Source organism: Thalassospira sp. HJ, assembly GCF_000948415.1.
Taxonomy (GTDB): domain Bacteria; phylum Pseudomonadota; class Alphaproteobacteria; order Rhodospirillales; family Thalassospiraceae; genus Thalassospira.
This window is the reverse complement of the sequence record NZ_JYII01000003.1, coordinates 230,519-248,493: the sequence shown is the minus strand read 5'-3', so window position 1 is coordinate 248,493 and position 17,975 is coordinate 230,519. Positions and strand designations below refer to the sequence as shown.

At 54.3% G+C, this 17,975-nt stretch carries 16 protein-coding genes and 1 rRNA gene; 13 read left to right on the top strand and 4 right to left on the bottom strand.

Annotation, left to right across the window (positions count from 1 at the left end; translation table 11 throughout):
- The 5 genes from rrf to UF64_RS01830 form a co-directional block, all read left to right on the top strand.
- Nucleotides 1-113: ribosomal RNA gene (gene rrf / locus UF64_RS01850) — 5S ribosomal RNA — on the top strand; the annotation flags it as partial.
- A gap of 277 nt (nt 114-390) precedes the next feature.
- Nucleotides 391-690 carry a DUF2282 domain-containing protein gene (locus UF64_RS01845; RefSeq protein ID WP_044826888.1) on the top strand — a complete coding sequence of 100 codons (300 nt, stop codon included), beginning with the start codon at nt 391-393 and terminating at the stop codon, nt 688-690.
- A 145-nt stretch (nt 691-835) separates the two neighbouring features.
- Nucleotides 836-1,714 carry a DUF692 family multinuclear iron-containing protein gene (locus UF64_RS01840; RefSeq protein WP_044826887.1) on the top strand — a complete coding sequence of 293 codons (879 nt, stop codon included), beginning with the start codon at nt 836-838 and terminating at the stop codon, nt 1,712-1,714.
- Complete coding sequence (locus UF64_RS01835; RefSeq protein ID WP_052657409.1) at nt 1,711-2,505, top strand: DUF2063 domain-containing protein; 795 nt, start codon at nt 1,711-1,713, stop codon at nt 2,503-2,505. The genes UF64_RS01840 and UF64_RS01835 overlap by 4 nt, the downstream gene beginning before the upstream one ends.
- Nucleotides 2,495-3,028: a DoxX family protein gene (locus UF64_RS01830; protein WP_235284931.1), complete on the top strand. Its 534-nt coding sequence runs from the start codon at nt 2,495-2,497 to the stop codon at nt 3,026-3,028. The genes UF64_RS01835 and UF64_RS01830 overlap by 11 nt, the downstream gene beginning before the upstream one ends.
- Nucleotides 3,029-3,041: 13 nt before the next feature.
- On the opposite strand, the gene UF64_RS01825 is transcribed toward UF64_RS01830, so the two are convergent.
- Entirely contained in the window at nt 3,042-3,644 is a 603-nt protein-coding gene (locus UF64_RS01825) for a LysE family translocator (protein WP_044826885.1), read from the bottom strand.
- A 118-nt stretch (nt 3,645-3,762) separates the two neighbouring features.
- Between UF64_RS01825 and UF64_RS01820 the strand changes: the two genes are divergently transcribed.
- On the top strand, nt 3,763-4,710 hold the full coding sequence (locus UF64_RS01820) for an AraC family transcriptional regulator (RefSeq protein ID WP_044826884.1): 948 nt from the start codon (nt 3,763-3,765) through the stop codon (nt 4,708-4,710).
- Between the two features lie 16 nt (nt 4,711-4,726).
- Here the strand turns inward: UF64_RS01820 and UF64_RS01815 are convergent, their stop codons facing one another.
- Nucleotides 4,727-5,452 (bottom strand): GntR family transcriptional regulator, encoded by a 726-nt coding sequence (locus UF64_RS01815; protein ID WP_044826883.1) that lies wholly within the window; start codon nt 5,450-5,452, stop codon nt 4,727-4,729.
- Nucleotides 5,453-5,753: 301 nt separating this feature from the next.
- Between UF64_RS01815 and UF64_RS01810 the strand changes: the two genes are divergently transcribed.
- Together UF64_RS01810 and UF64_RS01805 are read left to right on the top strand one after the other, a co-directional pair.
- A complete protein-coding gene (locus tag UF64_RS01810; protein ID WP_044826882.1) occupies nt 5,754-7,343 on the top strand; it encodes a gamma-glutamyltransferase family protein in 1,590 nt (529 codons plus the stop codon).
- A gap of 103 nt (nt 7,344-7,446) precedes the next feature.
- Nucleotides 7,447-9,711, top strand: coding sequence for an AAA family ATPase (locus UF64_RS01805; RefSeq protein ID WP_044826881.1), 2,265 nt, complete (start codon nt 7,447-7,449; stop codon nt 9,709-9,711).
- Nucleotides 9,712-9,724: 13 nt separating this feature from the next.
- Here the strand turns inward: UF64_RS01805 and UF64_RS01800 are convergent, their stop codons facing one another.
- Nucleotides 9,725-10,774: an aldose epimerase family protein gene (locus UF64_RS01800; RefSeq protein ID WP_235284930.1), complete on the bottom strand. Its 1,050-nt coding sequence runs from the start codon at nt 10,772-10,774 to the stop codon at nt 9,725-9,727.
- 162 nt (nt 10,775-10,936) lie between these two features.
- On the opposite strand from UF64_RS01800, the gene UF64_RS01795 reads away from it, so the two are divergent.
- The 4 genes from UF64_RS01795 (at nt 10,937) to yjfF (ending at nt 15,552) form a co-directional block, all read left to right on the top strand.
- A complete protein-coding gene (locus UF64_RS01795; protein ID WP_235284929.1) occupies nt 10,937-11,887 on the top strand; it encodes an ABC transporter substrate-binding protein in 951 nt (316 codons plus the stop codon).
- Nucleotides 11,888-12,030: 143 nt separating this feature from the next.
- Nucleotides 12,031-13,527 (top strand): sugar ABC transporter ATP-binding protein, encoded by a 1,497-nt coding sequence (locus UF64_RS01790; RefSeq protein ID WP_044826879.1) that lies wholly within the window; start codon nt 12,031-12,033, stop codon nt 13,525-13,527.
- Nucleotides 13,528-13,568: 41 nt separating this feature from the next.
- A complete protein-coding gene (locus tag UF64_RS01785; RefSeq protein ID WP_044826929.1) occupies nt 13,569-14,588 on the top strand; it encodes an ABC transporter permease in 1,020 nt (339 codons plus the stop codon).
- Nucleotides 14,575-15,552, top strand: coding sequence for a galactofuranose ABC transporter, permease protein YjfF (yjfF, locus tag UF64_RS01780; protein WP_082049435.1), 978 nt, complete (start codon nt 14,575-14,577; stop codon nt 15,550-15,552). Before UF64_RS01785 ends, yjfF begins: the two co-directional genes overlap by 14 nt.
- A gap of 291 nt (nt 15,553-15,843) precedes the next feature.
- Here yjfF and UF64_RS01775 read toward each other — a convergent pair whose 3' ends face one another.
- Nucleotides 15,844-16,593: a FadR/GntR family transcriptional regulator gene (locus UF64_RS01775; RefSeq protein ID WP_052657407.1), complete on the bottom strand. Its 750-nt coding sequence runs from the start codon at nt 16,591-16,593 to the stop codon at nt 15,844-15,846.
- Between the two features lie 551 nt (nt 16,594-17,144).
- On the opposite strand from UF64_RS01775, the gene UF64_RS01770 reads away from it, so the two are divergent.
- Complete coding sequence (locus UF64_RS01770) at nt 17,145-17,918, top strand: SDR family NAD(P)-dependent oxidoreductase (protein ID WP_044826926.1); 774 nt, start codon at nt 17,145-17,147, stop codon at nt 17,916-17,918.
- Nucleotides 17,919-17,975 lie beyond the last annotated feature (57 nt).

Here is a 17,975-nt window from a genome sequence, read left to right as displayed (position 1 = left end):
CGGTGGCCATAGCGGCCGGGAACCACCTGATCCCTTCCCGAACTCAGAAGTGAAACCAGCCTGCGCCGATGGTACTTTGTCTTAAGGCACGGGAGAGTAGGTCACCGCCGGGCCTTCCAAATACAGCTCAATATTCCCTAATACACACGATTTTGAAAACCCTCGACCTTATCCGGTCGGGGGTTTTGTCGTTTCTGGTTCTGGCGTTATGCGTATTGTGCGCTGCCACCTCACGAAGCGCCTCACGCGGGTGTGAGGATTTGTGTGAAATCTCTCACGCCCCTTTGACTGCGCGTGTGCGAATGGTGCAGTGACGAAAATGCACATCGCCCTTACGGTTAAATCATCACCTGGACTTGAGGGTCCTTATTTAACCGAAGGGAAACGACGATGAAAAAAGCAATGGTTCTGGGCGCAGCATTGAGTGCTGCTGTTTCAATGGCTGCGATCAACCAGGCTGCAGCCGACGGTGCCAAGGAAAAATGTTTTGGCGTGTCGCTGGCTGGTCAGAATGACTGTGCCGCTGGTCCGGGTACGACCTGTGCCGGTACTTCGACTGTCGATTATCAGGGCAATGCCTGGAAACTGGTTCCGGCCGGCACCTGTGAAGACATGAGCTTCACCACCGCTGATGGCCGTGAAGTCATGGGCAGCCTCGAAGCACTCGAGCGTGATATCCCGCAGGGCTAAGCCCGATACACCTCCTGAAGCCTGCCTAGCGTCCCAACGGACGGTCAGTACAGATCTGCATATGTCTCCCCTGTCCCGATGTACTGATCGTCCGCCCTTGGCATTCCGTCCCAAGCGCTGAGCAGAAAATATAAGGTTCCCGGATATGAAAACGCTGACACAGAATTCCAAACGTTCGCTTCCGAGCCGAGCGGGTGTCGGCTTCAAGGCCGAGCACGCACAAGACATCTTTGGCAAAGCCCCCGCAGTTGGCTGGTTTGAGGTTCACCCGGAAAACTACATGGTTGCCGGTGGCCCGCGACTTGCGATGCTTGAAGATCTGTCTGCGCAATACCCGATCTCCATGCATGGGGTTGGTTTGTCGCTCGGAGGTGGGGAGCCGCTCAACAAAAGCCATCTGGCCGACCTCAAACGTCTGGTCGACCGGTTCAATCCTGCCATGGTGTCCGAGCATATTGCATGGTCTGCCCATGAGGGGCTTTATATGGCGGATCTTTTGCCAACACCGATGACGCACACTTCACTGGCGCAGCTGGTCGATGCGATCAATACGGTACAGGACTATATCGGACTTCGGATTCTGATTGAAAACCCGACCTCCTATGTGCCGCTGCCGCAAAACTCGATCCCCGAGCTTGAATTCATCAGTGAAGCGGCAGAGCGCAGCGGTTGTGGTTTGTTGATCGATGTAAACAATGTTTACATATCGGCGCATAATCTGGGCTTTGATGCCAATGCATTCATTGATGCGGTGCCAGGCGACCTGGTTGGTGAAATTCATCTGGCCGGGCATGAGGAAGATTTTAATCCCGAAGACAATGTTCTGATCGATACCCATTCACGCCCGGTGGCCGATCCGGTTTGGGATCTGTTTGACCGTCTGATGGCGCGCATCGGGCGCAAGCCGACCCTGATTGAGTGGGATAATGATGTGCCCGGCTGGGATGTGCTGGCGCGTGAAGCAGCCCTTGCCGATCGTCATCTTGATTATGCCGTGGCGGATAAGTTTGAGGTCGCGTCATGACGGCACTCAAGGCATTTTATGACGGCTTTACCGATGCGCTGAACGCATCCGAGCCTGATGCAGCGCCGAGCAGTGTCGCAGAAGGCTATGCGCATCGGTTCAGGATTTACCGCAACAACGTCCATCGCGGACTTTATGACGCGTTGGGGGCTGCTTATCCGACGGTGCACAAGCTGGTCGGTGACGGCTTTTTTGATCGCCTTGCACAGGGCTTTGTTCAATCGGAAACCACGCGTGCCGGATCGCTTGCCCTTTACGGGGCGGGCTTTGCCGAATTTCTAGCAAATCATCCGGTGCGTGAAAGCTTGCCATATCTGCCTGATATTGCCCGGCTTGAACGGGCCCGGCTTGAGGTCAGTACATCAGCTGACGCCAAGCCTTTGATGGCCGATGACTTGGCCGGGCTTGAAGACCAGCTTGAAGCCATGAAGCTGCAGGTCCATCCGGCCTGTCAGGTCATTTCGTCAAGCTATCCGGTCTTTTCCATCTGGAATGTGCAAAACCCTGTCGAGGGCGCGCAGGGTGGGAAAGCCAGCATCGTGCAACGCGCGGAAACCGTCCTAGTTACCCGGCCTTACATGCAGGTCGAAATGCGTCTTCTAAGCGCGGGGCAAGCGGTGTTCTTTGCTGCACTGACGCGAGGCGGTCTGAGCCTTGGTGGCGCGTGCGCCGAGGCGCTTCAGGCCGATCCGGATTTTGATGTCATTGCGAGCTTTGCCGAATTTTTAACAACGGGCGCATTCGACGCCCGCCTGAATACCCCGAGAGGAAACGGGCATGATGACGAATAATCTACAGAACGTAATGGGCGGCTTTGCCCGTCTTGAGATGAAACTGGACTCCCTTGGGGGGCGTGATGTTGTCGGGATTGCCAGCCGGGGGCTTTTTGTGCTTCTGCTGCTGCCTTATTATTTCAACAGTGCGCTGACCAAGATTGATGGTTTCGGTCTGAGTGCCGGGGCCTTTGCACAGATCCTGCCACCGATTGCCGAGCAGTATCTTTATGATACCTCCGCCATTCCGTTCTTCCCGTGGCATATGATTGTCTGGGCCGGAACCATTGGAGAGTTCTTTTTGCCGATCCTGATTGTCGCGGGCCTGTTTACCCGCCTTGCTGCCCTTGGCATGATCGGCTTTGTCGTTGTGCAAACCATCGTCGATGTGGCGTTTCATGGTACAGCCCTTGGCATGCTTGCCAACGGCCTTCCGACAGAGCTTATAGATCATCGTTTGCTTTGGATCGCACTTCTGACTGCCATGGTCTTTGCCGGGGGCGGAAAGCTGTCGCTCGATCGGCTTCTAGCTCAGCGGTAAGCCTGAGAGTGTCCTAGAGGGGCAGTAACATCGGCGCCATCGATGCGACCAGAAGCACAGCCATGATGATGTTGAAGATACGGGCTCTGTTGCCCTGGCTGATGAAGTATCGCATGGTGGCGCCAAACATTGCCCAGCTCGATATGGACGGGATATTGACCAGGGCAAAGACGGCAATCATCGTTAAAAGCCCCCGAATGCCTGCGTCGGGCGCTGTGTAGGTGACCGTCACGATCAGGGCGACGGTCCATGCCTTCGGGTTCAGGAGCTGCAACATTGCGGCCTGAACAAACCCGATGGGTTTTGATGTTTTTGGATCGGTGCCATCAAGGGATCGGATTTGCGATATCTTGTAAGCGAGCCACAGGATATAGGCAAAGCAGATAAGGCGCAGAACGTCCTGTGCCATGGGGAAACGCTCCAAAACCTCGCCCAATCCCAAACCAATCAGGAATACCATCGAAAGAAAGCCGCTGCTGATGCCAAGGATCAGCGGGATGGTGCGTGCGATGCCGAAATTCGCACCGGATGCCAGCAGCAGGAAATTGCCCGGACCGGGTGTAACGGACATGACAAAGGCAAAACCGATCAGGGCGGTGAGGTTTTCTAGGCTCATGATTTTGGTTGTCCATCTGGTGATACGCTTTACGGATCATTGAGCATTCCCGGTCCTGTGTCTTTGCGCTAAGCTGCCAATAATTTATCAGATCGTTCCAAAATCCTTGGCGGAGACGATGCAGCAAGATGTATTAAGTGACGTTTGCGCCGGTTTGCGTTTGCGCAGTGATCTTTATTTCACTGCGGAGCTTGCCGGTGCGTTTAGTGTTCTAGTTCCAACTGAAGGGGCACGCATCCGGTTTCATCTGGTTCTGGCAGGGGGCTGCAAGCTCATGCTGTCCGAAGATGGACCGGTCATTGATCTTCACGAAGGCGATCTTGTGCTGGTGCCAAATGGCCGCGGGCATATTCTGTGTGATGCGCCGGGTCGCAAGGTCGTCGCACTGTCGGATGCCATGGCGGTCGGTTTCGATCCGGTGGCGGGGATGTTGCGCAACCAACCGAACGAAGGGTGTGATGTGCGCTTATTGTGCGGGTTTTGTGCGTTTGACGAGGATGAACGCCATCCGGGATTTGGCTTGATTGATGATCACGTGATCCTGCACGCCGATGATTCCGCAGCAGCGGCGCAATCCTCCATCGTTGCGATGATCAGAGCACTTGCACAGAACGCAGAGCCCGGATGGCAGGGAGCACTGGCGCGTCTGATGGAGGTGCTTGTTATCACGCTTATGGCAGCGCAATTGCAGCGTTCCGATATGCCGCAAGGCTTCCTTGCCGGATTGGCAGATATCAAGATTGCGCGTGCATTATCCGCTATCCACGCCCGGCCTGATCATGACTGGACGTCGGAGCGCTTGGCAAAGCAGGCCGGCATGTCACGGACGCGTTTTGTCGTGCGGTTTGGTGAATGCGTTGGGATCGCGCCAATGCAATATCTGCAAAACTGGCGCATGCGTCGGGCCAAGGCGCTTTTGCGCGATACCAACCTGTCGATGGATGAGATTGCCTCGCGGTGCGGCTATCAATCAATGCCGGCGTTTTCCCGGCGTTTCAAGACACAATATGGCGAAGGGCCCGGCGCGTTTCGGCGGGAGCTGCGAAAGCCCGCGCCGACGCAATAAGCCGACGCAATCTGCCTTATGTCACGGAGGCAAGGTCGCTCTGCGGGGCAGCGTCGCGCAGGCTGTCGAGATATTCCTGGCTGAGGTCATGCACGGCCATGATATGGGCATAGAGCAGTTCTTCGGTTGCCTTGATATCCCCGCGAAGGATGGCATCAACAATGCCCTGATGCTCAGCGTGGGACGTTGCCAGCCGTGAAAGGCTTTGGAACTGTACCCGGCCGAATGGTGCCACACGGCGACGGACCGAAAGCGTGACATCGACCAGAACGTCATTATGGGTGCCACGGTAAATCGCATTGTGGAAGGACCGGTTAAGCGCCTCGTAGCCTTCGGAATTTCCCAAGCGCACGGTTTCGGAAAGCTCGTTGTGGATGCGCTCAAGGTTATAGCGCTCCCCGCTTGTCATGCGCTGGGCTGCAAGGCGGCCGCACATGCCTTCAAGTTCTGCCATGCTTTCAAACATCGCGGTCAGGCGTTCGGGCGTGGCGATGGAAACATAAACACCCTTGTTCGGGATTTTTTCGGCAAGCTCGGTCGCAGTCAGCATTTGCAATGCTTCACGCACAGGCGTTCGCGATACGCCAAAACGTTTGGCCAGAAGCGGCTCTTCAAGGCGTTTGCCGGGCGGCAAGGCGCCGCTGACGATGTCGTCTTCCAGTGCCTGACAAAGTTGCTGGGCAATGCCGACAGCGTCCGATGTGTCACGTGGTAGTGCAAACGACTGGCGATGCTCAATCATCTGGTAATCCGACCCTTCTTGCGAGGTTCTCCTGGAGGGCTATGCCCTTACGTTTCCGTGCGCGACATATACACCAGTAAAGGCCTAATATCCAACAGTGGTGATCTGATTATCTGAGGATATCGGTTTGGTGCGCCACATACCTTTATCTGGTTGGCGGAACGCGGCTTATCAAGGCGCAGGACCGAACCGCTACGCTGGTTGGTCGGCCGCTTTCTACGATGTGAAAAGTCTTCCGCGAAGCTGCAAAACAGCGTTATGAACAAACCGCGATCCGTCATGGCAGGGAGGCCAACGCACAATGTTACGTTCAAGAACCGCACTCGGGGGCATGATGACAGCCCCGCATCATCTGGCCGCAGAGGCCGGGCGTGACATCCTGCGCGAAGGCGGCAACGCGGTCGAGGCGATGATTGCTGCTGCCGCGACCATCGCGGTTGTCTATCCGCATATGAATGCGATTGGCGGGGATGGCTTCTGGCTGATTGCCGAGCCGGGCAAGGATCCGGTTGCCATCCGGGCATGCGGCGGGGCGGCCGCGCTTGCGACACCAGATTTCTACCGCGAACAGGGGCATGCCACGATCCCGGCCCGGGGTCCGTTGGCGGCCCTGACCGTGGCGGGTGCCATCGGCGGCTGGATCAAGGCGGCGGAGGTTGCAAGCTCGCTTGGCGGCAAGATACCACACAGTCGCCTGATGGTCGATGCTGTGCATCACGCCAAAACCGGTGTGCCGATCACAAAATCACAATCTGAACTGACGCGATCCAAAATGCCGGAGCTTGAAAACTCCACGGGTTTTGTCGAGACCTATGCCGCAAACGGCCTGCCGGCCATCGGCGATGTGCTACGCCAACCGGGTCTTGGCGCGACGCTGGAGCATCTTGGCCGCGTCGGGTTCGATGATTTTTATCGCGGTGATATTGCGCGCAGCAATGCGCTGGGGCTTGAGGCCGCCGGCAGTCCGATCCGCCGTGCCGATCTGGAAGGCTATCACGCCAAAATCGTGGCTCCGCTGTCGGTCAAACTTTCAAGCGGTACAGTGTTTAACATGGTCCCGCCGACCCAGGGCGCCGCATCGCTGATGATCTTGGGTCTTTATGATCGTCTGGGCTTGGGTACCGCACAGCGTGACGGGTTTGATCATATCCATGGCCTGGTCGAGGCCACCAAACGTGCCTTCCTTAAACGCGACGCCCATATCGGCGATCCGGACCGCATGAGCATCGATCCGATGGCGTTGCTGGCTGATGAAATGCTGGCTGCTGAGGCTGCCAAAATTGATATGAAAACAGCACTGCCTTGGCCGCATGTTGCCAAGACGGGCGATACGATCTGGATGGGCGCGGTTGATGCCAATGGCGTTGCCGTGAGTTATATCCAAAGCATCTTCTGGGAATTCGGTTCCGGCGTCGTGGTGCCCGAAACCGGCGTTCTGTGGCAAAACCGCGGATCGAGCTTCACGCTGCATGACGGCCCAAACCAACTCGGACCGGGACGCCTGCCATTCCATACCCTGAACCCGGCTTTGGCGAAGCTCAATGACGGATCGGTGCTGACCTATGGCACCATGGGCGGCGAGGGGCAGCCGCAAACCCAGTCGGCGATCTTTACCCGCAATGTGATGTTCGGGCAGGACCTGCAGGAGGCGGTGAGCGCCCCGCGCTGGTTACTTGGCAAAACCTGGGGCGATGACACCACAACCCTGAAACTCGAAAACCGCTTTGATCCGGCTCTGATCGAACAATTGAAGTCCGCTGGTCATACGGTTGAGCTTGTTGGACCCTATGAAGACATGATGGGTCATGCGGGCGGAATTCGTCTGCGCAAGGATGGCGTGATGGAAGGCGCCTCTGATCCGAGGGCGGATGGGGCTGTATGTGGCTGTTAGTCGTTGGTTATGAACTACCCTTAAGAGAGATGTGAGCATGTGCTGCAATCTGTGCGCAAGTAATGTAGGGTTGATTTACCTTACTTAGTTAGCGCGAGTGAGTATGTTCAGAAAGATAAACAAGATAAAAAACTTCGGCGTCTATGCTGATTTCAATGGTGCAGACCTTCCTGACTTTCAGAAGTTCAACTTGATTTTTGGCTGGAATTATTCTGGAAAAACAACCCTTTCAAGAATATTTCGCTGCGTTGAGCTAGATGAAAGGCACAAAGATTATGCTGACGGAAGTTACACCTTTGTCGATCACGCTGGTGCTGAGCATACTGTCGGTCAGACATCATCAGCAAAAGTTCGGGTGTTTAATGATGACTTCAAATTAGCAAATTTTCGTTGGGAAACGGGGAATTCTGTTCAACCCATTTTATTGCTTGGCGAAGAAAATATAGAAGTGCGTGATCGACTTAAAAAGTCAGAAGTTCGAAGCGCAGAATTGGTAGATAAGGCTACAAAGGCTGCGGAATCAGCTGATGCTCTCACAAACAAACTTAACAGGGCCGAGACCGAGTGTGGGAACCAAATTGCCAGAGAATTAAGGATTGCTCGGTTTAATAAAACCAGGTTGAGGCCGGTTTTTGCTTCATGGGGAGCTGAAATACCAGCACCACTAAGTGATGAAGAATTTGCCGTGGAGCGAGAGCGTGCAAACTCAAGTGAAGGTCGGGAGGAGCTGCGCAAAATAAAGTTTAGGGTCTCAAGTTTAGATACGACCCAGCAAGAAGTTTCAAAGTGTCTTTCTAAAAATTTGACTGAAGTTGTTGTCGTCGAATCTTTAGTTGCCCAGCCGGAAGTTTCTGAGTGGGTCGAGAGAGGCCTCGGTCTCCACAAAGGTCTCGAACATTGCCAATTTTGTCTATCGTCTTTGAACCACGAGCGGATTTCAGAGTTGCAGGCGCATTTCTCTGATTCCTACAGCTTATACAAGGAGGAACTCCTTGATTTGCAAAAAAGTGTCAAAGGGCAGCTTTGCGAGATTGACGGCGCTCATTATGTGAAGTCAGCCTTCTTCCCCGAGTTACATGAGAATTGGGCAGAGATTGTTCAGACTCTCAAAAGCAAGAAGGATGCTTACAACAACTTCTTGGGGGCGCTTCATGCCGCGATTGAAGAAAAGATTTCGAACCCGTTTCGCAATGTTGAAGTGCCAGACAACGTATTTGATGAAGCAGAGCTTGATTTAGCAATAAATAAACTGAACGAGCTTGTTGAACGGCACAATGATAGGTCTCAAAACTTCGAAAAATTGAAAACGGAAGCAGTGGAGAAGTTACTCCATCACTATGCTTGCGATGCCATGCGTAAAGTGGATCGTGTGGCGATTCTATCTTCTGTTGATGCTTTGCGGGATGAAGAGGCGCAGGCAAAAAAGGAGTTGAAAGAGCTAACTGCTAACATCGAAGCGGACCGAGCACAGCTATCTAAAGCCCACAAGGGAGCCGAAAAGCTAAACGAGTTGCTCGTCAGTTACTTCGGTAAGAGGGACTTGCAGATCGAGGTCAACAAGAGCGACGAGTTTGAAATTGTTCGCCGTGGAAAAGTCGCAAAAAATCTAAGTGAGGGAGAAAAAACCGCAATTTCATTCTGTTATTTTATAGTCACTCTGTACAGAGAAGCCGACGATTTTTCGAACTTGGTTGTCTATATTGATGATCCAATTTCGAGTTTAGACTCTAATCATCTGTTGCATGTTAACTCATTGATTAAGAGTACGTTTTACAGCTTTGATGAGCATGCGGCGAAAGGGCAAAAGCACAATGTTCTCGTCGAGCAGCTGTTTGTCTCAACTCATAATTACGAGTTTTTTCATCTCGTTTGGGAGTGGATGTCTGGGGGGCCAAAGACGGGTTTTAGTTCTGCCTATTATATTCAGCGACAGGATACCGATGACCGTGTCTCCTCTTCAATTGTTGAGTGTCCTAAGGCGTTTACTCAGTTTCGCTCAGAGTATCTTTTTATGTTCATGTGTTTGCACAATTTCCTACAAAAACCTGAAGACGACATAGTCGTGCTTTTTAATATCGGGAATATGTGCCGACGTTTTCTCGAAAGATATTTTGTTTTTAAGTACGTCTCGATTAGTAAAATTGACCAGCATGTTGGCCAGTTGATTGAAGATAAGGTCGAAGCTGAACGGGTCAGAAAATTCTCTCACTTCTACTCTCATTCAATCAAGCGCAGTACTGCAGCTCCAGTTCCAGACAAGAATGAAGCTGTTTCAGTAATCCACATCATCATGTCTTCTATCGAGAAGCAGGATAAGGTTCACTTCGACGCCTTGGTTGAGGCTGTAAACTCAATAAACGAACCATAAACAGAGAAATTCTCTATTCGACCTCCCACTCAATCACATGACGATAGGTTTCACCGGGGGTGAGCCAAGGGCTTGGAAAGTCCGGGCGGTTGGGGCTGTTGGGGTAGGTTTGTGGTTCCAGGGCGATGCCGGCGGTTTTGTTGAGGGCTGTGCCGGTTTCGGTTCTCATCTCGTTCGTGAAATGTTGTGCGAGATAGAATTGCAGGCCGGTTTCGGTCGAGAAGAGTTTGATGGCGCGGTTGCTTGTGGGGGCTGACAAGGTGGCGATTTGGCGCAGTGTTCCGCGATTGCCGGTCAGGCAGAAATTGTGATCAAAGCCTTGGTCGGCGTTTGGCAGCATGTCAGCAATTTTGGCGGGGTTTCGGAAGTCATATCCGGTACCGGCACCATCACGTGGCGGGCCGTTGGGGATGAGTTTGTCATCGACCGGAAGCCATTGATCGGCGTTGATTTGTAAGACGTGGTCGGCAGCGGTTTCGCCGAATTTTCCAGACAAGTTCCAATAGGCGTGGCTGGTCATGTTGACCGGGCAGGGCTGATCGCAGGTGGCGGTGATTTCAAGCCGAAGGCGATTATCGGCGATCAGTGAATAGGTTGCCTGTGCTTTCAATGTGCCCGGATATCCCTGATCCCCGTCAGGTGAGGTTAGCTCAAACGTAACACTGGTTTCGGTTTGTGCCGTGATCGTCCAAATCCGGCGGTCAAAGCCATCCGGCCCGCCATGCAGGTGGTTTTCGCCTTCGTTCGCAGCAAGCTTGATGAGCTTGCCGTTTTCATCGCGATATTGCGATCCTTCGATGCGGTTGGCATAGCGTCCACAGATCGCGCCGATATAGCTGTCTTGCGCAAGGTAGGCAGCATCATCGATCAGGTTGACCAGGATATTGATCTCTTTCCCGGTTTCGGGATCGCGCAGATAGACCCCGCAAAGACGCGCGCCAAGCGCAGAAACCAAGACGCGAATCTGCGGGCTTGAGATGCTCGCGCGAGGGGCATTTGTACCCGTTTCGGCTGTGTCAGTACTGGTTTCTGCCATTTGGGGTGTTGGGGTGGTCTTGGACATTGATTGCCTTCCCGCACGTTGATTTTTCTATGTTTACAAGCCGTTTTTGATCGTTGGGCGCAATCACCCGAAAGGATGATGCACTATATGGTTGAGAGCCAACAAATCATATTGTAATACTATATGGCTTTTAAGCAAGAAACCACACTTAGGGAGGAAATCGTGGTAAGTTTTAAAAAGCTCGCAGTCTCAACTGCAGCGCTGGGTGTTGCGCTTGGTCTTTCGGTTGCCGCACAGGCCGAAATGATGATCGGGTTCTCGCAGATCGGGTCGGAAAGTGGCTGGCGGACATCTGAAACCGCGTCGATCAAGGCCGAAGCCGAACGTCGCGGTATTGATCTGAAGTTCTCCGATGCACAGCAGAAACAGGAAAACCAGATCAAGGCTGTGCGTTCCTTCATTGCGCAGGGCGTTGATGGCATCCTTCTGGCCCCGGTGGTTGAAACCGGCTGGGATCAGGTTCTGAAAGAAGCCAAGGATGCCGGTATCCCGGTTGTTCTTGTCGACCGTGGCGTTGATGCCAGTGATGACCTTTATCTGACCAAGGTGGCATCGGACTTCGTGGTTGAAGGTGCCCTGGCTGCTGCATGGCTGGCATCGGAAACCAATGGTGTTTGTGATGTGGTCGAGCTGCAGGGAACCGTTGGTTCGTCGGCGGCAAACGACCGCAAGGAAGGCTTTGAATCGGTTGTTTCAAACTTCCCGGGCATCAATATCATCCGGTCGCAGTCTGGTGACTTCACCCGTTCGGGCGGCAAGGAAGTCATGGAAAGCTTCCTGAAAGCTGAAAACGGTGGCGCCAACATCTGTGCGGTTTATGCGCATAATGATGACATGGCGCTTGGTGCCGTGCAGGCGATCAAGGAAGCCGGTCTGAATCCGGGTGAAGACATGCTGATCGTCTCGATCGACGCGGTGCCTGATATCTTCAAGGCAATGGCCGATGGCGACACCAACGCCACCATTGAGCTGAACCCGCATCTTGGCGCACCGTCCTTTGATGCGATCAAGGCGTCGATGAATGGCGAGGAAGTGCCGAAATGGATCAAGGCAAATGGCCCGCTCTATCTGCCGGATACTGCCGCGGAAGAATACAAAATGCGCAGCAAATAACCTCTGAGTGTTTCGGTCGGTTACGCCGACGGAAGCAACAGGCGTGTTTTCAAAGCATTGGACGTGCTCCGGCGATTGCCGGGGTGCGTCCGGTTGTATCCGCGACAAAAGATTTCAGAAGAAGACAGGGAGAGGGGCAGGTTATGTCTAACGCAGTGCTTTCAGTGCGCGGTGCGGGGAAGTTCTTTCCCGGCGTCAAGGCGCTGGAGGATGTTGATTTCGACCTTGAAGCCGGAGAAATCCACGCCCTTCTGGGCGAAAACGGGGCCGGGAAATCGACCCTGATCAAGGTAATTACCGGCGTGCATCCCCGCGATGCCGGTGCTGTCCTGCTTGATGGGCAGGAAATCCATCCGCAGCATCCCGGCGATGCGCAGGGGTTGGGGATTTCGACGGTTTATCAGGAAGTCAATCTGGTGCCGACATTGTCGGTGGCCGAGAACCTCATGCTGGAACGCCAGACCCGGAAATTCGGCCTGATTTCGTGGAAAAAGACCGAGGCTGATGCCAAGGCCGCACTCGATACCCTTGGCCTTGATATTGATGTCAATAGACCACTGGGGTCCTATTCGGTGGCCATACAGCAGCTTGTGGCAATTGCGCGGGCGGTTGCGCTGGATGCCAAGGTGCTCATTCTTGATGAGCCGACAGCGTCCCTGGATGGCGAGGAAATCCAGACACTGTTTCGCATCATGCGCGAATTGCGCGACAAGGGGCTGGGGATTGTCTTTGTCACCCACTTCCTTGATCAGGTCTATGCCGTGACGGACCGGATCACGGTGCTGCGCAACGGGAGACTGGTGGGGACCTTTGTCACCAGGGAACTCGCCCAGATTGATCTGATCAATCACATGCTGGGCCGTGAACTTGCTGAAGTCAGTGCCCACCGTCATCAGGATGAGGGCAGCTATAACGGCCCCGCACGTCAAATCCAGATCAAGAACCTTGGCAAGAAACGTGTGCTGGAACCGGTATCACTTGATCTCAAGGCTGGCGAGATTGTCGGTCTGGCCGGGCTTCTGGGATCCGGTCGAACGGAACTTTCCGAACTGGTTTTTGGTACGCAGCGTGCCGATAGCGGGCTAGTGTTTTTGGATGGCGAGCCGGTCATGCTGCGCTCCCCGCGTCATGCGATCCGGTCGGGCTTCGGGCTTTGCCCGGAAGATCGCAAGCAGGACGGCATTGTTGCCGAACTGAGTGTGCGGGAAAACATCGTGCTGGCCCTTCAGGGGCGACGGGGCTGGTTGCGCCCGATCCCGCGTGCCGAGCAACAGCAATTTGCCGATGACATGATCAAGGCGCTCGGCATTGCCACACCTGACAGTGAAAAGCCCGTCGGGCAACTTAGTGGCGGTAATCAGCAGAAAGTCATTCTGGCCCGCTGGCTGGTGTCCAAGCCGATCCTGCTGATCCTTGATGAACCGACGCGCGGTATTGATGTTGGCGCGCATGCCGACATCATCAAGCTGATCAAGGAGCTCTGTGACGAGGGGCTGGCGTTGCTCGTGGCATCAAGCGAGCTTGAGGAAATTGTCGCCTTTGCCGACCGGGTTGCGGTGATGCGTGATCGCGAAAAGGTTTCCGAGCTTGTCGGTGCCGAGATCACGCAAGACAACATCATCGCGGCGATCGCGCGATGACCAGTTTGCAAGACAAAAAGAAATTACGGGAAAGCAGCACCATGTCTGCATCTTCTTTGATAAGTCGACCGTGGTTTGGTCCGGTCGCGGCACTGATTTTGATCGTGCTGGGGATCGGGGTGATTTCACCCGACTTCTTTAACATCCGTATTGTTGACGGGCATCTGTATGGGTCGCTGGTCGATGTGGTGCATCGCGGGGCGTCCACGGCCCTTGTTGCGGTCGGAATGGCAATCGTAATCGGTACGCGGGGGATTGATCTTTCGGTCGGTTCGATCATTGCTATATCGGGTGCGGTGATGGCGGTTTTGATCCGCGATACCGACCTGCATCCGGCGGTGATTATCCTGGCTGCCCTTGGTGCCGGGGTGTTGTGCGGTTTGTGGAATGGCGTGCTTGTTGCCTTTCTTGATATTCAGCCGATTATTGCCACCCTGATCCTGATGGTGGCCGGGCGCGGTATTGCCCAGATGATCACCGGCGGGCAGATCGTGACCTTCCACGGGGAGTTTTTTGAGGCGATTGGCAGTGGCTATTTGATGGGTATTCCCTGGCGGGTGATCATTGCGGCCGCCGTTATTGCCGCGATCTATTTCATCATGCGTCGCACCGCCTTGGGTCTGTTTGTTGAATCGGTTGGCGGCAATGCGCGCGCCAGCCGGGTGGCCGGCATTGATGCACGTGGGATCAAGCTGATGGCCTATGCCGCATCGGGTCTGTGTTCCGCCTTTGCCGCAATTATTATTGCCGCCGACATCCGTGGGGCGGACGCCAACAATGCCGGTTTGTGGCTTGAACTTGATGCCATTCTGGCAGTGGTGATTGGCGGTGCGTCGCTGATGGGCGGGCGGTTCTTTATCGGGATGACCGTGATTGGCGTTCTGATCATTCAGGCGCTGACGACGGGTATTTTGCTTTCGGGGCTTCCGTCGCAATACACCCTGATCGTCAAGGCGGCTGTCGTGATGATTGTTCTTCTGGTGCAGGCACCAAAATCCCGCGAACTGGTCGGGCAGGCGGTGGAACGTTTGAAGCGGGGGAAATCCGATGAAAATCAATGAACGCTTTTATCCGATCCTTGCCACGCTTGCGGTTCTCGTACTGCTGTATGGTTATGGGATTTTTGAACATCGCGCCTTTTCCGATACCTATGTTCTCGGTGCGCTTCTGACCGACAATGCCTTTTTGATCATAACGGCCGTTGGCATGACCTTTGTCATTCTTTCTGGCGGGATTGATCTTTCGGTCGGCTCGATGATTGCCTTTATCGGGGTGCTGATGGCTGAGCTTGTCACCGGCTTTGGCATGCATCCGGTGTTGGCGGCTCTGATTTCCCTGATTGTCGGATCGGCCTTCGGGGCCTTCATGGGCGTGATCATCGCCAAGTTCGATATTCAGCCCTTTATCATCACGCTTGCCGGGATGTTTTTCCTGCGCGGCATATGCTTCTTGATCAATCTGGACTCTGTTCCGATCGATCATCCGTTTGTTGCCGCCTTTAGCGGCTTCAAGGTGCCGTTGCCCGGACGGGGCTGGTTGACTGCATCCGCACTCTTGATGCTGGCGACCGTGATCGGCGGGGTGGTGATTGCTCATTACACCCGCTTTGGGCGGAACGTTTATGCCATTGGCGGGGATCGTCATTCGGCTGAATTGCTGGGCATTCCGGTGCATAGCACGATCATCCGGGTTTATACCCTGTCGGGCTTTTTCAGTGCGCTGTCGGGTGTGGTGTTTGCCTTTTATACCGCATCGGCCTATCCGCTGGCCGCGGTCGGGGTAGAGCTTGACGCCATTGCTGCGGTGGTGATTGGGGGCACGCTTCTGACCGGCGGGATGGGCTTTGTCTTGGGCACGTTCTTTGGCGGGATCATCATGGGCGTGATCCAGACATTGATCGCCTTTGACGGATCGCTCAACAGCTGGTGGACCAAGATCATGATCGGTGCGTTGCTCTTTGGCTTCATCGTCCTGCAACGGCTGATCACCCGATCCTTCTCGGGCATGCGGGCCGGGGCGACATAAAGGTGGCGACATAACGCATCCGCCGATCAAAATGCCTCAAGTCAAAACGCCCAGCTTGAAAAAGCAGGGCGTTTTTGCTGTTCCCGGACAGGGTCGGTTTTAATCGTGCCATCAGGCGCCAGAGCCGGCCTGAAGTTTTGACAATAAAATTGGTCAATCGGACACATTATTCATTTTTGGTGAATAATAAGCGATGTTCGCGCCAGATGCGCTAGTGGGCGTCTTGGAGGTAAATTCAATTTGTATGAGGAATGGGTGCCGTGATTGTATCAACTGCACCCGTATTTGCAATTACAGGCCGATCTGATCCCAGTCATGCTCGACCGACATGCCCAGCTGTTGACGCAGCTGACGCATGGTCCGGCGAAGCAGCTTGTGCATGGTGGTACGCGCTGCTTCAGGGTCGCGGTGGCTGATCGCGGCATAGACGGCCTGGTGATCGGGCAGAGACTGCACATGTGCGGCCGGGCCACCCGATGACAGGCGGAATGATCCGATCAGGGCGGTTTCAATCAGCATGCCGAACGACTTCATGAAATCGTTGGCCGATGCATTCAGGATCGCCTGATGAAACTCAAGGTCGGTGATGTAGACCGCCTCTGTCCCGCGCTCTGCACTTTCCATGGCGTCATAGGCATCCGAGATCGCCTTGATCTCCTCCTTGGTGGCACGCACAGCAGCCATGGCGGCGGTATTGGGTTCAATGATCAGGCGGGTTTCAAACAGGGCATAGAGGAATGCCGGGTCCGGATCCGGGAAGTGCCAGGACAGGACATCAGGATCGAGCAGGTTCCAGCTTGAACGCGGCTTGACACGGGTGCCTGTTTTCGGGCGCGATTCAATCAGCCCCTTGGCCGACAGGATCTTGATCGCTTCACGCAAGGCTGTGCGCGAGACATCAAGTGATTCACTTAATGCCGCCTCTGTCGGCAGGACATCGCCTGGCACCAGCTTGCCAGACACAATGCGTGCGCCAAGGTCGTGCGCAACAATGCTGTGCAGGCTGCGTTTGGCATAAGTTCTCGACATGGTGGACGGCATATATTTCCTCCGGCGTGGCCCTGATTGGAAAGCAAAAGGCGAAAGGCCCGCTTTGTTATTATTCATATAATATGAATTAATGCGCAGGGCAACTTATCTGGCACCGCCAGGGAATTGTGCGACAAGGCCTATATTTGGAAGGGGGCCAGTATGGGCCGACGATGCGGTGAAGTGCAACGCCAAGGTAATTGCGTATTTCATCAACTTATAAACTAGCTTTCGTGTAATCGAAAGAAAAGACTTCATGTTTGACGCTTGACAGCTCCGGACATCCTGATCATTAATGTTATTGTATGAAGAATAAAAACAACAAGATTATCAGGAGGAAACATCATGACGCCGTGTAAGGTCACACGCCCGGATCGTTAAGCTGGTCCGGATCGCAAGGGCAGGCGTAGGAAGCAACAAGTCCCAAATAGCTTGTTCTGTTGCGCTGCAACGTTTGCGATGGATGTACTTTCTGTCAATTTTGGGTTGAAATCATGATGGCGGTCACGGATGTGCCGTGCGCCTGACAGCAGAAAAAACACATGACGGGAGATGAAACGATCATGTCTGATCGCATGCCGACACACTACACAAGCCTTGAAGACAAATCGGTATTCATCACCGGTGGCGCATCAGGCATTGGCGAGGCGCTTGTGACCGCCTTCGTCGAACAGGGCGCAAAAGTCGCCTTTGTCGATATCATGGAAGATGCCGGTAATGCCCTTGTTGAAAAGCTTTCCAAGGATGCGCGCAATGCGCCGGTCTTTATCAAATGCGATCTGACCGATATCGCTGCCCTGCAGGCAGCGGTCGCCAAGGCCGCTGAAATCAACGGTCCGATCACGGGCCTTTTGAACAATGCAGCCAATGACACCCGTCATAAATGGCAGGATGTGACACCGGAATACTGGGATGAACGTCAGGCGATCAATATCCGTCCGTCCTTCTTCTCCATCCAGGCGGTGGCACCGATGATGCAAAAGGCCGGTGGCGGCGCGATTATCAATTTCGGCTCTGTCAGCTGGATGATGGGGCAGGGCGGCATGCCCGGCTACACCACGGCAAAGGCCGCAACCCATGGTCTGACGCGCGGCATGGCGCGTGACCTTGGTAAGGATCATATCCGGGTCAATACCCTTGTGCCGGGTTGGGTCATGACACAGCGCCAGCTTGACCTTTGGGTCGATGAGGCCGCTGAACGTGAAATCGATGAGCGCCAGTGCCTGAAAAACAAGGTGATGCCGGGTGATATCGCCCGCATGGCGCTTTTCCTGATTTCTGATGAAGCCCGCATGGTTACCGCCCAGAACTTTATCGTTGATGGCGGCTGGGTCTGATCCCCGTTGCCGACACCCTGATTTACACTGATAACCAAGACCGTTCAGGACAGAATT

What these genes read in the sequence shown, in the direction of transcription:
- UF64_RS01845 (WP_044826888.1), top strand. Translation starts at nt 391, where the DNA reads ATGAAAAAAGCAATGGTTCTGGGCGCAGCATTGAGTGCTGCTGTTTCA.
- UF64_RS01840 (WP_044826887.1), top strand. Translation starts at nt 836, where the DNA reads ATGAAAACGCTGACACAGAATTCCAAACGTTCGCTTCCGAGCCGAGCG.
- UF64_RS01835 (WP_052657409.1), top strand. Translation starts at nt 1,711, where the DNA reads ATGACGGCACTCAAGGCATTTTATGACGGCTTTACCGATGCGCTGAAC.
- UF64_RS01830 (WP_235284931.1), top strand. Translation starts at nt 2,495, where the DNA reads ATGACGAATAATCTACAGAACGTAATGGGCGGCTTTGCCCGTCTTGAG.
- UF64_RS01825 (WP_044826885.1), bottom strand. Translation starts at nt 3,644, where the DNA reads ATGAGCCTAGAAAACCTCACCGCCCTGATCGGTTTTGCCTTTGTCATG.
- UF64_RS01820 (WP_044826884.1), top strand. Translation starts at nt 3,763, where the DNA reads ATGCAGCAAGATGTATTAAGTGACGTTTGCGCCGGTTTGCGTTTGCGC.
- UF64_RS01815 (WP_044826883.1), bottom strand. Translation starts at nt 5,452, where the DNA reads ATGATTGAGCATCGCCAGTCGTTTGCACTACCACGTGACACATCGGAC.
- UF64_RS01810 (WP_044826882.1), top strand. Translation starts at nt 5,754, where the DNA reads ATGTTACGTTCAAGAACCGCACTCGGGGGCATGATGACAGCCCCGCAT.
- UF64_RS01805 (WP_044826881.1), top strand. Translation starts at nt 7,447, where the DNA reads ATGTTCAGAAAGATAAACAAGATAAAAAACTTCGGCGTCTATGCTGAT.
- UF64_RS01800 (WP_235284930.1), bottom strand. Translation starts at nt 10,774, where the DNA reads ATGTCCAAGACCACCCCAACACCCCAAATGGCAGAAACCAGTACTGAC.
- UF64_RS01790 (WP_044826879.1), top strand. Translation starts at nt 12,031, where the DNA reads ATGTCTAACGCAGTGCTTTCAGTGCGCGGTGCGGGGAAGTTCTTTCCC.
- UF64_RS01785 (WP_044826929.1), top strand. Translation starts at nt 13,569, where the DNA reads ATGTCTGCATCTTCTTTGATAAGTCGACCGTGGTTTGGTCCGGTCGCG.
- yjfF (WP_082049435.1), top strand. Translation starts at nt 14,575, where the DNA reads ATGAAAATCAATGAACGCTTTTATCCGATCCTTGCCACGCTTGCGGTT.
- UF64_RS01775 (WP_052657407.1), bottom strand. Translation starts at nt 16,593, where the DNA reads ATGCCGTCCACCATGTCGAGAACTTATGCCAAACGCAGCCTGCACAGC.
- UF64_RS01770 (WP_044826926.1), top strand. Translation starts at nt 17,145, where the DNA reads ATGTCTGATCGCATGCCGACACACTACACAAGCCTTGAAGACAAATCG.